Annotated in this window: 14 protein-coding genes; 7 read left to right on the top strand and 7 right to left on the bottom strand. The window is 43.6% G+C overall.

Annotation, left to right across the window (positions count from 1 at the left end; translation table 11 throughout):
• Positions 1 to 146: 146 nt before the first annotated feature.
• From BCU34_RS01880 to csdE, 4 genes are all read left to right on the top strand, one after another.
• Complete coding sequence (locus BCU34_RS01880; RefSeq protein WP_048657893.1) at positions 147 to 620, top strand: DUF2850 domain-containing protein; 474 nt, start codon at positions 147 to 149, stop codon at positions 618 to 620.
• Between the two features lie 81 nt (positions 621 to 701).
• Positions 702 to 1,814, top strand: a complete 1,113-nt coding sequence (gene mltA, locus BCU34_RS01885; RefSeq protein WP_048657894.1) for a murein transglycosylase A — start codon at positions 702 to 704, stop codon at positions 1,812 to 1,814.
• A 113-nt stretch (positions 1,815 to 1,927) separates the two neighbouring features.
• Entirely contained in the window at positions 1,928 to 2,737 is an 810-nt protein-coding gene (gene tcdA, locus BCU34_RS01890; protein WP_017059899.1) for a tRNA cyclic N6-threonylcarbamoyladenosine(37) synthase TcdA, read from the top strand.
• 37 nt (positions 2,738 to 2,774) lie between these two features.
• Entirely contained in the window at positions 2,775 to 3,203 is a 429-nt protein-coding gene (csdE, locus tag BCU34_RS01895) for a cysteine desulfurase sulfur acceptor subunit CsdE (RefSeq protein ID WP_102480749.1), read from the top strand.
• Positions 3,204 to 3,277: 74 nt separating this feature from the next.
• Here csdE and csdA read toward each other — a convergent pair whose 3' ends face one another.
• The 3 genes from csdA to BCU34_RS01910 all read right to left on the bottom strand — a co-directional run bounded on the left by csdA (position 3,278) and on the right by BCU34_RS01910 (position 6,362).
• Positions 3,278 to 4,489, bottom strand: coding sequence for a cysteine desulfurase CsdA (gene csdA, locus BCU34_RS01900; RefSeq protein WP_048657897.1), 1,212 nt, complete (start codon positions 4,487 to 4,489; stop codon positions 3,278 to 3,280).
• 86 nt (positions 4,490 to 4,575) lie between these two features.
• Complete coding sequence (gene panE, locus BCU34_RS01905) at positions 4,576 to 5,469, bottom strand: 2-dehydropantoate 2-reductase (protein WP_102480750.1); 894 nt, start codon at positions 5,467 to 5,469, stop codon at positions 4,576 to 4,578.
• A 110-nt stretch (positions 5,470 to 5,579) separates the two neighbouring features.
• Positions 5,580 to 6,362: an outer membrane protein OmpK gene (locus tag BCU34_RS01910; protein WP_102480751.1), complete on the bottom strand. Its 783-nt coding sequence runs from the start codon at positions 6,360 to 6,362 to the stop codon at positions 5,580 to 5,582.
• Between the two features lie 588 nt (positions 6,363 to 6,950).
• Here BCU34_RS01910 and BCU34_RS01915 point away from each other — a divergent pair.
• Entirely contained in the window at positions 6,951 to 8,297 is a 1,347-nt protein-coding gene (locus tag BCU34_RS01915) for a DUF4397 domain-containing protein (RefSeq protein ID WP_102480752.1), read from the top strand.
• Between the two features lie 78 nt (positions 8,298 to 8,375).
• Here BCU34_RS01915 and BCU34_RS01920 read toward each other — a convergent pair whose 3' ends face one another.
• The 4 genes from BCU34_RS01920 to BCU34_RS01935 all read right to left on the bottom strand — a co-directional run bounded on the left by BCU34_RS01920 (position 8,376) and on the right by BCU34_RS01935 (position 12,123).
• Positions 8,376 to 9,734, bottom strand: a complete 1,359-nt coding sequence (locus tag BCU34_RS01920) for an AmpG family muropeptide MFS transporter (RefSeq protein ID WP_048657901.1) — start codon at positions 9,732 to 9,734, stop codon at positions 8,376 to 8,378.
• 53 nt (positions 9,735 to 9,787) lie between these two features.
• Complete coding sequence (locus tag BCU34_RS01925) at positions 9,788 to 10,336, bottom strand: peptidylprolyl isomerase (protein WP_102480753.1); 549 nt, start codon at positions 10,334 to 10,336, stop codon at positions 9,788 to 9,790.
• On the bottom strand, positions 10,336 to 10,905 hold the full coding sequence (locus tag BCU34_RS01930; RefSeq protein WP_102480754.1) for a YajG family lipoprotein: 570 nt from the start codon (positions 10,903 to 10,905) through the stop codon (positions 10,336 to 10,338). The genes BCU34_RS01925 and BCU34_RS01930 overlap by 1 nt, the downstream gene beginning before the upstream one ends.
• A 66-nt stretch (positions 10,906 to 10,971) precedes the next feature.
• The gene (locus tag BCU34_RS01935) at positions 10,972 to 12,123 is read right to left on the bottom strand and encodes a methyltransferase (protein WP_048607983.1); all 1,152 of its coding nucleotides are present in this window, start codon (positions 12,121 to 12,123) and stop codon (positions 10,972 to 10,974) included.
• A gap of 174 nt (positions 12,124 to 12,297) precedes the next feature.
• On the opposite strand from BCU34_RS01935, the gene bolA reads away from it, so the two are divergent.
• Together bolA and BCU34_RS01945 are read left to right on the top strand one after the other, a co-directional pair.
• The gene (gene bolA, locus BCU34_RS01940; RefSeq protein ID WP_017064186.1) at positions 12,298 to 12,606 is read left to right on the top strand and encodes a transcriptional regulator BolA; all 309 of its coding nucleotides are present in this window, start codon (positions 12,298 to 12,300) and stop codon (positions 12,604 to 12,606) included.
• A 521-nt stretch (positions 12,607 to 13,127) separates the two neighbouring features.
• On the top strand, positions 13,128 to 14,468 hold the full coding sequence (locus BCU34_RS01945) for a Na(+)-translocating NADH-quinone reductase subunit A (RefSeq protein ID WP_048657905.1): 1,341 nt from the start codon (positions 13,128 to 13,130) through the stop codon (positions 14,466 to 14,468).

The raw sequence follows: 14,468 nt of genomic DNA on the forward strand, positions 1-14,468 counted from the left end.
TGTTTATTTATTCGTTAATTTAGCATTTAAATTCAAATGTAAACAACACCTTTTTGGAATAAAGCGCAAACTATTCTTATCTAGACTTCAATATATAAACTGTCTCAGTGTAGAATGCGCATAGCATCCTTATGAGTCGTAAACGAATGCAGCAAGTTCCAGCTACAAAGAACAAAATCGATGAGATAACCAAAGGCCTCTACAGTGAAGCAGATCAGCGCAATCAATCTAAGTTGAAGCGTAAGATCATTGAGCGCTGCTTAATGGTTTTAGCCTTGGTGGGTTCATTTGCTGTGGTTTCTTTATTCGGTGATGTGCTTTCCCGAGTGCAAGATGCGGCGACGCCTGATCATCTAATATATGGTACTTGGATAGAGCAGGATGTTGCACATTATGCGACAGATGAGTTTGTACTGAATGCTAATGGTGTGTCAGTTCGTGGGTCTGTTATCTCGACGAACTTTGACTTTGATGGCCACTACTTCGAATATAAGGCCGGTGAAAAGACCTATCGCTACCGCATGACTAATTCTGACAATACAGAAATGGTGCTCGATTCTGACAGCCACTATAACCCTATCTTCCGCCTTAAAGGTCACATCGATAACTCCGTCCGGTAGGTTATCTTATTGTAAACTCTTACAATCTAAGATTGTGTTATCTGACTGTTTTTGTCATCCTCGATGCATAGAATTTTTAGGATGACTCTTGTGATTAAAAAATGGCTTCCCCTTGTTGCCGCCTCTTTACTATTTGGCTGTGCTCAACCTACCGATCTTGCTCAACAACATCTTGATGATGAATTTCCTCGCACCTTAAATAAGGTCGATCAGGTTGAATCCAATAAGCCAAGAGACTACACCGCATTCGCTGAACAAGCTGAGATGGTGGTATCTAAATCTCCTTCGATGGCGAAAATCTATGAGCCGCTTTATCAGCAACTCAATGAGTGGGCGCTGCAAAGCGGTGATCCAAGCCAACTAGCAAACTTTGGCGTTCAGACTGCTCAACTGGGTGGTGGCGATAAGCAAGGCAATGTTTTGTTCACGGGCTACTTCTCTCCTGTGATGGAATTACGCCATGAAGCCAATGAAGAATATCGATTCCCTGTTTATGGGCTTCCTGACTGCGATAAAGAGTGCCCAACCCGTGAAGAGATTTACAATGGCGCCTTAGACGGTCAAGGGCTTGAGCTTGGCTACGCTGCGAACCGTATCGACCCGTTTATGATGGAAGTGCAGGGCAGTGGCTTTGTGCATTTCGGAGATGATGATACGCTGCAGTATTTCGCATACGCAGGTAAGAACAATAAAGCTTATGTGAGCATTGGCCGTGTTTTGATTGAGCGAGGCTTAGTTCCACGCGAAAAAATGTCACTAAAAGCAATCAAAGAGTGGGTATTGGCAAACGACCCTGAAGTGGTCAAAGAGTTGCTTGAGCAAAATCCATCTTTCGTGTTTTTTGAAGCGAGAGACGACTTGTCAGTAATGGGTAGTGCTGGGATTCCTCTATTGCCAATGGCTGCAGTAGCTGGCGATCGCTCTATCTTGCCTATGGGAACTCCAATTCTGGCTGAGGTTCCTTTATTGAATGCGGATGGTACTTGGAGCGGTGCACACCAATTAAGACTGTTACTGGTTTTGGATACGGGCGGCGCGGTTAAGCAAAACCATTTGGACCTTTACCACGGCATGGGCCCTCGAGCGGGTACTGAAGCGGGTCATTACAAGCATTTTGGTCGTGTGTGGAAGCTCGGCTTAGATGGCAGCGCAACTGAAGCGCCTTGGGCTTTACCTCCTGAAAAAGTTGAGTAAGCGACAATAAAATAGGGCATTGAAAGCGAATCGCTAATCCCCTAGACTTTTTATTCAAGAGTGCGTATAAAACGCACTCTTTTCTTTTTCTCAGAAATAAATTGGCGGCAACAATGCGTGAATTGACCACTCCAGCTTCAGAAAACTATGACCAACGATTTGGTGGCACTCGTCGCCTGTATGGCAATAGTGAAGTCGACATACTTAGAGCTGCACACGTATGTGTTATCGGTATTGGTGGCGTAGGTTCATGGGCGGTTGAAGCGCTTGCTCGTACCGGTTTAGGTGAGCTGACGTTGATCGATATGGATGACGTGTGTGTAACTAACATTAACCGCCAGATTCATGCTATGTCGGGTACCGTTGGTAAGAGCAAAATCGAAGTGATGGCAGAGCGCGTCAAGCTGATTAATCCTGAGTGTAAGGTTAACCTGATTGATGACTTTATCGGCCCAGACAATCAGGCTGAATACCTATCGAAAGAATTCGACTTTGTGTTAGATGCGATTGATAGCATGAAAGCGAAGGCTTCACTGCTGGCGTACTGTCGTAGCAACAAAATCAAGGTGATCACTACCGGTGGCGCTGGTGGTCAAATCGATCCGACTCAAATCAAAGTGGCCGATTTGACCAAGACGATTCAAGATCCGCTAGCGAAGAAGCTAAAAGATACCCTTCGTCGTCATCATAATTTCCCTAAGAATCCAGCGCGTAAGTTTGGTATCGATTGTGTGTTCTCAACTGAACAGCTGAAATACCCTCAAGCTGACGGCAGTGTATGCGCTGCGAAAGCGACCGCAGAAGGTCCAAAGCGCATGGATTGTGCGACGGGTTTTGGTGCGGCAACGGTGGTAACTGCTACGTTTGGTTTTGTGGCTGTTTCACGTATTGTAGAAAAGCTGATTCAAAAGCACGCTAAGTAACGTCTTCTACTCAATTAACAATCGACTGGATATGAAAATGACCACCTTCCCAAGCTCTCCTTTCGGCACTGAAATTACCAGTGATGATATTGTCGCGAAAATGCAGACATTCAGCGGCTGGGAAGACCGTTATCGCCAAGTGATTCAATGGGGAAAAAAACTACCTAACATGCCTGATGAACTGAAAAGTGAGCAGGTTGTAGTGTCTGGTTGTGAAAGCCAAGTGTGGTTAGTTTCTCAGAATATCGATGGTGTTTGGCACTTTTGTGCTGATTCTGATGCTCGTATCGTTCGCGGGCTAATCGCATTAGTGATGGCTGCGTATGATGGAAAAACATCAGTGCAGATTCAAGGGTTTGATATTGACAGCTACTTTGAAAAAATCGGTCTAATCACTCACCTAAGCCCATCTCGCGGTAATGGATTAAAAGCGATTGTTGCTCAAATCCAAGAGCTCAGTGCTTAACATCTCTTAGATACACAGAAACAAAAAGGGTTGACGCTAAACGCCAACCCTAAATAATTTCGCTCGTGACTCGGCTAAAGCATATCAACGGCTTTTTCTATCGCTGCTACGAGCCTTTCAACATCATCCATGTTGTTGTAAATGCCAAATGAAATACGAACCGTTCCTTTCACATTAAGAGCATCCATCAATGGGTGAGCACAATGATGCCCTGCACGTACTGCGATACCTTGCTGATCCAGTAGAGTCGCTATATCTTGATGGTGAACGCCATCCATTACAAACGTAATCACACTGGCGTTGGGTTGATAGCCCAAAATCTGAATGTCATCCAGTTTACTGAGCGCAAGGTAAGTCTCGTGCTGTAGCTGGTGGATATGATTTTCGACATCTTGCTGTGTAAAACCACTTAACCATTCTATTGCAGTACTTAATGCTATCGCTCCGGCAACATTTGGCGTGCCTGCTTCAAACTTGCCCGGTAATTCTGAAAAAGTGGTACCAGAAAATGATACTCGCTCAACCATTTTACCTCCACCGTGCCATGGTGGCATCGCTTCGAGCAATTCAAGCTTGCCGTAAAGTACACCAATGCCGGCGGGAGCATAGAGCTTGTGCCCAGAGAATACGTAGAAATCAGCGCCTAAAGCTGCAACATCAATTGATTCATGAACGATACCTTGTGCGCCATCAACCACCACAACCGCATTCATTTTGTGAGCTTTTTCGATGACTTGTTCAATTGGCTGACGAGAACCTGTGACATTGGTGATCTGAGCTAAGGCAACAATCTTGGTCTTATCATTAAGAAGATGATCAAAAGCTTGTAGATCAAATTCGCAATCAGATGTCATTGGCACTTTAACTACTTTAGCGCCGGTTTGTTCTGCAACAATTTGCCAAGGCACTATGTTGGCGTGATGTTCCATTTCACTCACTAAGATCTCATCGCCAGGTTGAAGGGTACTTCTTGCGTAAGTTTGAGCAATTAAATTGAGTGCTTCGGTGGCACCACGAGTCCAGATGATCTCTTTTGATGAGGCTGCGCCAATGAACTGAGCGACCTTATCTCTAGCAGCTTCAAACTGACTGGTCGCGTTCGCTGTTAAGCTATGACTACCACGGTGAACATTGGCATTTTGTTTGGAGTAATATTGGCTAATGGCATCAATAACTACCTGAGGTTTTTGTGTTGTTGCCGCGCTGTCTAAGTAAATCAATGGTTGTTGATTGATGGTTTGTGATAGCGCAGGAAACTGCTCTCGGATGTGATTGATATCAAACATCTATTCTTACCTAAATCTTGGAAATTGGTGCCAGCGTCATGCTAAGCGGTATCATTATTTTATCGCGACTTGTTAACCGTTGCTGACTAATCTTGATGATTCCAGCTATTTTCTTGCTCTTTGACCTGATCGAACAGCTTTTGGTTAACGGGAACTTCTATCTGATGCTTATTTGCTGTTTTTATCAGGTGTCCAGTGATGAAGTCGATCTCTGTCTTGCGTTGGTAAAACATATCCTGCTTCATGGATGAGTTGTTCTGGGCTGTGGCTTGGATTACCTGTTTGACGCTCGCTTCTAACTCTTCGATCGAACAATCAATACCTTCTGCCTGAATAACTTTTGTGAGCTCTTCAACGATAGAGCTTAAAGTATCTCCAAACTTTTGCTCTGCAAGTTCGCCATTCTTGACTTGCTCTAACCCAGTCAGTGGGTTGATAGCACAGTTGATGGCGAGTTTAGTCCAAAGCGCGATTTTTATTTGTGGGTTCCAACTCACAGCCGGGAGAGCATTATCCAATACATCAACTAAAAAAGTGCACTGTTGCCCATTGAGGTTAAAAGCACCCAGTTGAGTTTGGCCAAGTCCAGTGTGATATACACTATTACGATCAGGTTTGAATGCTGCTTGGGTGGTGGTTGCCAATACTATCGGGTGAGCATCAATCTGAGTGGCTATCTCATCTACTGCTCCCATTCCGTTGTGCATGAACATAAGAATGGTATCAGGGTCGAGATATTGAAGTAACGGAGTGGTGGCTTCTTTTACTTGCCAAGCCTTGACCGTGAAAATCACTAAGTCACTCGCTGATAGCTTTTCGATATTGTTGTTACTGAAGTGAAGTGAAGTTTGCTCATCAAGTGATAGGTCAATTGAGGTTTCAGGGGAGCGGCTCCACAAAGAGACATTATGACCAGCTTGAAGTAGTTTTATTGCCCATAAAGAGCCAATTGCTCCAGGTCCAACAATCGTGATGTTCACAGCAATACCAAGATAAGAAAGTGATGCTGCAAGGATAGCGAGGCATTAAATGAAAGCAATAAAAAATGGCACCCGAGGGTGCCATTTAGGAAACTTTCTTAGAAGTTCGATTAGAACTTGTAAGTTACTGCTACGTAGTGACCGAAGCCTGTTGATTTGAATCCATCAGTATCTTTAATACCGTAGATGTCTTTGTAACCTTTTAGGCCGTAACCAACAGCAAAACGATCTGAGTGCCAGTAGATACCATTGTACATTGCACCACCGTTACTTGCAGAAGAGTACTTGTCTTCCAGACCAAATTGGTAATCGATGTAACCTTGGTAAGAGATGAATGAACCGTTCTCGAAGAAGTAGAAAGGTTTAAACCAGTTTGCAGAAACTTGGTAACCGTTCCAATCTTTGTTGTTTGAATCGTATGTACCGTAAAGGTTTAGGCCAATTTTGCCTAACCACGGAACCATTACGTCAGAACCTAAACCAACTTTTTGAGTGTTAACGCCAGAGTTACCACCCCATTCCATAAGTGTAGATACGTAAAGCTCTTGAACTGGACCGAAAGAAAGATCTTTACCTGTAAGTCCGTCTAGAGACATACGAGGAGCGAACTTCATGAACATCTTTTCAGCACCAGCTTTATCGCTACCTGGATCAGACGTTAGGTTAAATACGTCAACATAGCCATAAAGGTCGAAGATTCCCGAGCGGCCACCGAATTCCATCTCTAGGTAATCATGTGAAGACTCACCTGGAAGTTCGTCAATTGCAGCCATAAGGTTGAATTGCATCCATTTGTAATCGTTCTTATGGATGTCGCCGTCAGAATAATCAGCCGCCATTACTGGAGCAGATGCTGCTGCAAGTAGGCCAAGAGTTAAAAGTGATTTACGCATAATGGAACTCTCTATGTTAAAAATGAATAACCCGCTAATCCGTGCGTGTTTATAATGTCCGAATGCCGAGCATAATAGCGATTTTGTTCTCAAATAAAAGTGAGACAGAGTGAAAACTACAATTATTAAGGTGAGGTTGATCACACTAACGATCTAAATGATGGAACTTTAAAGTGTCAATGCATCTAGATGCACCTCTAATTCTATTGATTTTGTGAAATTTGATTATTTTGTGGATAAATAGGTGAAATACTACGCTAAGCAAACGATTCTACTAATTAGAGTGACATGCATATCAAAATCAACAGTATTCTTTTCTATGTAATTTACCCCCAGAAAACGACTAAATCTCTCCTCAGTTAGATCCACTCTTTGATCTATTTTTAACCAGCTCCGTAATGGTGGGGGAATCAATTGATGAACAACTCATGTGATGAGTAATTTGGAATGTCAGCCTTATTACTTTTCCCACCACAGATATTATTGAGACAGTTCACTGCACTAAATACTGAGAGAGTATTTGAAGATTTTTTACTGAGCTTATCTTTTGTGTGACGAACTGGTCTAACTTTTTTGGAGAGAAGACCGATGAAATATTCACCATTACTAGCGGTAGCAATAGCAGCCCTGTTCGTTGTTGGGTGTGACGATGACGATGAACCTACTACACAACTTCAAGCCGTTCACGCATCACCCGATGCACCTTTGGCTAATGTTATCGTCAACAGTCAAGCTCGTTGGACTGGCGTCGATTATGCTCAAGCGTCTGGGTACGCGTCAGTGTCAGAAGGGCAGACTTCAGTGCAAGTTGACGTTCAGCTTCCTGGAGAGGCCGTCGCAACCGTCATACCTCAAAGCCAATTTAACCTGAGCAAAGACCTAGATTACACCGTGATGGTGGTCGGCGATGCTGATGGTTCTAATAACCCGGTTGAGGCTTTAGTTGTTACTCGTCCTGCTGCGGGCACGGCAACAAGTTCAAGTTTAGATGTGCAAGTAGTCCATGCGGCGACAGGTGTCGGCGATGTAAACTTGTATGTCACAGGTCCTAGCGATCCATTGGGTGCACCGTTGGGGACGTTGGCTTATAAAGATTTTACCGATGTGCTCAATATTCCTGCTGGTCAATATCGCGTGAGACTTGAAACAGTCACTGGTAGTGCTATCGCGTTTGATTCAGGAGAGATCACTCTGTCTGGCGGTAGCGAGCTAACGATTGCAGCTGTGCCAAGAGCTGACTCAAACAGTGCATCTCCAGTTAAGTTGATGGTGATGGATGGTAGCGGTTCCTCTTTAATATACGACATGTCAGAAACTGCCGAAGTGAGAGTCGGGCATTTGGTCGATGGCGCACCAGCTGTAGATGTATTTGTTAATTCTGCTAAGTTTGCTCCTCTTGATGGTTTAATGTTTAAAGAAATTCGCGGTTTCTTAGATTTAGCAGCAGGCAGTTATGATATTGATATATACGAAACGGGAACGACGTCTCCGACATTTATTGATGTTGATGGATTAGCTGTATTTGCTGGCATGGATTACAGCGTCTATGCGGTAGGGACAGTAAGTCCACTGAATTTGGAACCTTTGGTTGTTCCTGAAAACCGTCGTCCGGTTGCGACCAGTGCGGTGTTAAACATTACCCACGCCGCTGCTAACCCAATTGCGGCATCGGTGGATATCTACTTAACAGAAAACGCGGGGATCTCTGGTAGCACTCCGGCGCTGAGTGATGTGAAATTCAAAGATTATGCGAATGGCATTTATGTTGCAGCGGGAACTTATTATGTAACGATTACCGTTGCAGGTGACCCATCAACAATCGCTGTTAATTCAGCACAGGCGACCTTGGCTGATGGCGTGGTGTATCAAGTTGTGGCGATCGACGATTCGGCTGGCACAGGCTTCAACCTTATTGTGAGTGATACAACAGACTAGCGTTTACTAAATCAGTAGTGACAAAGTAAAAGAGGGTAGCGTGAAGCTACCCTCTTTCTATTCTGTCTTCTTTTTCTCTTATTCGTGGTTGGTTTTGGCTTTTTCTAGTAAATCTGTGAAAAAGTGGCGCAACGAATAGAGCATGATCAAACTTGGTATCACCATGAGAGCAGTCAATATAAAGAAGGTTGACCAGTCATTGAGGTAATCAACCAACTCACCGCTGAAGGAAGCTAGTGTGGTGCGACCGAAGTTACCTAAGGATGCGAGTAAGGCGTATTGTGTTGCCGAAAACGCTTGGCCTGTTAATAACGTTAGGAAAGAGACAAACGCAACGGTAGAAAAGGCAGTTGTGAAGTTGTCGACAATAATGGTTGCCAAGAACAAGGTTTCACTCGGGCCTGTCTGAGCGATCCACGCAAACATTAGATTACTTGCTGCCATTGCCACACCACCGATCATCAGTCCGCGTACAATGCCAAATTTCACATTGAAGACACTGCCTACCAAAGTGAAGAATATGGTTGCTCCCCAGCCAATTAACTTGGAGTAGTGACCGATCTGTTCGTTACTGAAACCTATCTCTTTATAGAAGGTGATCGACATGCGACCTAAGAAGGCTTCACCTATCTTAAATAGGAACACAAACAGCAATAGAGTAATGGCAACTTGAACGCCGTTTCTTTTGAAGAAATCATAAAACGGTTCAATTACCGTTACACTGAACCAAGCGACAAGCTTTGAGCCGACCACTTTATTGTGGCGCTGCTGTGCTTGCTCTTGTAGGGCTTCACGTTGTGTGTTTGGCTCTCCGACAAAAAGAGTAAACAGCATTAATACAACAACGACACCTGCCATGCCGTAATACACGCCATTCCAACCGATTGAGTCTGCATTAATAAAGGCAAGGTAGCCTGGTAGAGAATACCCTGTCCACCAACCAATGACGGCCATTGCAGAAGCTTGCGGCAGTTTTGATGCTTCGGATTTTGGGAAGGTATCAATACGAAATGCATCAATCGCGATATCTTGCGTGGCTGAGGCAATAGCAATAGCGAGCGCCAACATTGAGGTAAACGCCAAATTTTCTGCGGGATTGACGCCTGCGATGAATAAGGTGCCAATCAAAACAATGGTTTGGCAGAAAAAGATCCAACTGCGGCGCTGGCCGAGTATTGCGTGAAGCACCGGCAGTTTTACTCGGTCTACCAATGGTGCCCATAGAAAGTTAATCGCATAGACGGCAAACACACTACCAAAGTAGCCAATGGCTGCTCGTGTTAAACCTGCATCTTTTAACCAACCAGACATGTTGGATCCAATAAGAACCCATGGGAAGCCGCTCGAACAGCCGAGCATAAACACCCAAAGTAGGCGTTTATCTAGGTAGCTGCGAAAAGTCTGCATCCAAGAAAGAGAGGGAGTGCCTGATGACATAGGGCGTCCTTGTATAGAAAAACGCCCTTAAGAAATAAGGGCGTTGCATTGGATTACTTAAGAAGGGTCACTTTAGTGATGACGATTGGGTCGACTGGAATGTCTGACATGCGGCCCATTCGTTTAGTTGGAATTGTTGCCATTTTTTGTACAACATCAAAACCTTCAGTTACTTTGCCGAATACTGCGTAACCTGGGTTACCACCTTTTGCGTTCAAAAAATCATTATCAGAGAAGTTAATGAAGAACTGGCGAGTTGCAGAATCTGGCGCATTAGTGCGAGCCATAGCGATCGTTGCTGTATCATTCTTTAGGCCGTTGCTGCCTTCATTTTTGATAGGAGCATAAGTCGCTTGTTGATTCATCTCTTGATCGAAGCCGCCACCTTGCGCCATAAAGCCAGGAATAACACGGTGGAAGATAGTACCTTCGTAGCTGCCGTCAGCAACGTACTTTAAAAAGTTCTCAGCACTAACTGGTGCTTGCTCTTGGTTAAGCTCGATAGTGAAGTCGCCTAATGTTGTTTCTACGTTCACTTTAGGACCAGCCCAAACGCTCACGCTCACTAGCATTAATGCAATAAAAGATAGAATGCGACCCATTAGAAACGTTCCTTCATGTAAGTTTGTAGCTCTTGGTCATTGGCAATCTCTTTCAATACCAAGTTGATTACATCGTTAAGCACTATCGCGATATCATCGTTTGAAGCGCTTAATGCTCCTGTGCGAGTAGCAGTACCGTTGAATGTTTTAACGAGCTTACCTTCCGGTGTTTCAGCGGTAACTTCAAGCGTTACTTTACCGTCCATTTTGTTTTCCATAATGGTGTGTTCTACGGTAACGAGTGCTTCTTGAATTTCTAAAACAATTGAGTTTTCACTGTTTACGCTTGCACGAAAACCTTGAGACTCTAACTGTTGAGCCACAGCGTTTTCTAGAGAAATACGCATGTTTTGCTTAGCATGAATTGGCTGAATGTTTGAACGGCCACTATCAACCAATGCAACATATTGAGCGGCACGAACATCTTTACTGGTTAGTGTGTATGTTTTACCTTGTACAAGGTTGCTTGAGCTTAGTGAAGCTTCTGGCATTACATTGATCTGTTCTTGCTGAGGGGCTGAACATGCTGTCAAAGCCATAATAGAAGCAGCCAAAATCAGTTTTTTCATTCCTTTATCCTTTCTAAATTCACACCAGAAGCTCGGTATCTTAAATTCTTGTGAAGTCGTTTCTGCTTATTTATTAAAATTCGCAGGTTCTCTTGTTGCTTGTAATATCTCAAATTTTTGGTTTAGTTCAAGCGTTTCAACGTTAGCTTCACCAAATAGTCTTGCTAGTTTGACATCGTATCCGAGGTGTCGGTTGCCAATAACAATTAATTTGCCTCCATTGCTTAGAACATGCTTTGCATCACAGAACATTTGCCACGCAATGTGATCCGTAATCGCTTGTTGCTGATGGAATGGAGGATTACACATCACTAAGTAGGTGCTGTTTTTCTTGAAGCCATCTAAACAGTTGTTGGCGATGAACTGGAAGTTACCTTCTTCACCAAGGTTATCCTTGACGTTTTGGCGTGCTGATTCCACTGCCATAAAGCTTTCATCCACACAAGTGATACGAGCTTGTGGGTTCAATTGCCCAGCTTTTACACTCAATACACCGTTGCCACAGCCTAGGTCGATGATATGACGCAGCTCAGGATCTTGAGGGATGTGCTCTAGCATATAGCGAGCGCCTTGATCGAGTGCTTCCCCTGAGTAAACATTTGGTAAATTTTTCAGGCGGATATCTTCACCGTCCACATCCCATTCAACAAAAGGCTCTACCGTTTGAATTGGCTGGCAGTTTGGAGACGAGAATACTAAGCGGTGTTTTTTCTTCGCTAGTGATGTTTTGGTTTCGCCTAGGTACTTCTCGAACAGGTTAAGCGTAGAAGTGTGAATCTCTTTTACCTTGTTGACACCGATCACTTGGCAGCCTTCCGGCAAAGCTTGGCGTAGCTGACTCAATTGCCAGATTAGGTGACGATTTGTTTTCGGCAGCTGCATGATCACAAGATCGATACCGTGTGGGATATCATCCATTGTGTTCAAGAAGTTCACTCGGTTACTTTGATTACGCTGCAAGTTTTTCAGAGCACCACGGTGAGAGATAAATGAGTCGCTCATCATAGTGACATCATGATCTTTCGAGAACCAAGTCGATAGAGCACCGAAGCTGTCGTTCATGATCAGGATGTGTTTACCTGGTTCAAGGTTCATCTCTTCAACATGACTGATCAGGTATTCGTCGCCTGCATCCCAAGCTTGAAGGGTTTCATTTGAACGTTTAGGGAAACGATGTAAGGTCAAAGTTCTGTCGTGAAGAGTAAGTTCGGTTTTCATTGCTTGAGATACTTATGTAAGAAATAACAAAGATATTGTCTCAAATGCAGGCTGAACAAGATAGAAAAAACTCAACCAAACCTATGCCATTCGCTATGAAATACTCAGACACTCGACCTGTTAGGGTTTATACTCACCCCACGGATAATGCCAATACGTTATTAAGGAATCACAATGATCCAAGAAGTTATCGAAACAAAATTGCACAATGAGTTTTCACCAAGTCATTTAAACGTGGTCAATGAGAGCTATATGCACAATGTTCCGGCTGGTTCTGAGAGTCATTTCAAAGTGATTGTTGTCAGCGATGTGTTTGAAGGTTTGCGTCTTATTGCTCGTCATCGAGCGGTAAATAAAGCCCTTTCAGAAGAGCTGGCGAACAATATTCATGCATTGTCCATTCACACTTATACAAAAGATGAATGGATGAAGCAGCTAGATAACGTGCCAGATAGCCCGATGTGTATGGGCGGCGGTAAGTAAGAAAGCTTACGAATATAGAAGAGGTGGCGATGCCGCCTTTTTTGTCGTCAAATTCATCTGTTTTTCGTTGTTATATCACTCAAACTGATGGTAAATCGAACGGCTGAAAATACCTACAATGAGTAATGTTTTTATTAACAGTGTTTCAACATAACTCGTAAAATATTAGTTTGTGACAGAGTATTAATCTCTTGTTTAAAACACGTTTCAAAAGCCATTTTATCTGTGCGGCTCGTCAAATTTATACATATTTGAGAGTCCATATGCTTCAAATCTCACCAAATAAAGGCCGTATTCAAGTTATTGGTCATGGCATCAAGTTGTCAAAAAATGCTAGAATACGGCACCTGATAAATCTCACATAATCTTTGTGATGAGTTTATTAATGTAATGTTGCGATTTTGGTATCTCAAATATATCAAAACCGGACACTGTAATGTCGTGTCTAAGGGCGATTTTAAAACGTCCCGAATTTACGCAATTAAAAGAATCTTTTTCCCGATAAAGTAGTGCAAGTGCGTATGATTACAATAAAGAAGGGTTTGGATCTTCCTATCGCAGGAACTCCATCCCAGGTGATTAATGATGGTAAGTCCATCACTAAAGTCGCCTTGCTTGGCGAAGAGTACGTTGGTATGCGTCCTACGATGCATGCTCGCGTTGGTGATGAAGTGAAGAAAGGCCAAGTTCTTTTTGCAGATAAAAAGAATCCAGGTGTTGTATTTACTTCTCCAGCAAGCGGTAAAGTTATTGAAGTGAACCGTGGTGCTAAGCGTGTTCTTCAATCAGTAGTGATTGAAGTAGCAGGTAATGAGCAAATCACGTTCAATAGCTATGAAGCTAACCAACTAACAAGTCTTGACCGTGAAACGGTTAAAGCTCAGTTAGTTGAGTCTGGCGCATGGACCGCTTTGCGAACTCGTCCGTTCAGCAAGGTTCCAGCAGTTGATTCTGAAACTCAGGCTATTTTCGTTACTGCTATGGATACTAATCCACTAGCAGCTGAGCCAGAATTAATCATTAACGAGCAGTCTGATGCTTTCGTTGCTGGTTTAGATCTTCTTTCAACTCTGACTAACGGTAAAGTGTACGTTTGTAAAAAAGGTACTAGCTTACCTCGTTCAGCTCAGTCTAACGTTGAAGAACATGTTTTTGATGGCCCACACCCTGCAGGTCTTGCAGGCACGCATATGCATTACCTATATCCGGTAAATGCACAAAATGTAGCGTGGAGCATTAACTACCAAGATGTTATCGCATTCGGTAAGCTTTTCCTTACTGGTGAGATTTACTCTGAGCGTGTTGTTTCTCTGGCTGGTCCAGTGGTTAACAACCCACGTCTAGTTCGTACTCAAATTGGTGCTAGCCTTGAAGAGTTGACAGACAGCGAGTTAATGCCAGGCGAAGTTCGTGTGATTTCTGGTTCTGTACTTACGGGTACTGAAGCAACAGGTCCACATGCTTTCCTTGGTCGTTACCATCAGCAAGTTTCTGTTCTACGTGAAGGTCGTGATAAAGAGCTATTCGGCTGGGCTATGCCTGGTAAGAACAAGTTCTCTGTTACTCGTTCATTCCTTGGTCACCTGTTTAAAGGTCAGTTGTTCAACATGACAACGACGACAAACGGTAGTGACCGCTCAATGGTTCCAATTGGTAACTACGAGCGCGTAATGCCTCTAGATATGGAACCTACATTGCTGCTTCGTGATCTATGTGCAGGCGACATTGATAGTGCTCAAGCACTTGGTGCGCTAGAGCTAGACGAAGAAGATGTAGCATTGTGTACCTTTGTATGTCCAGGTAAGTACGAGTACGGTCAACTACTTCGTGAATGCCTAGATACGATTGAGAAGGAAGGGTAA

The organism is Vibrio sp. 10N.286.45.E10, from assembly GCF_002874195.2.
Classification (GTDB): Bacteria; Pseudomonadota; Gammaproteobacteria; order Enterobacterales; family Vibrionaceae; genus Vibrio; species Vibrio crassostreae.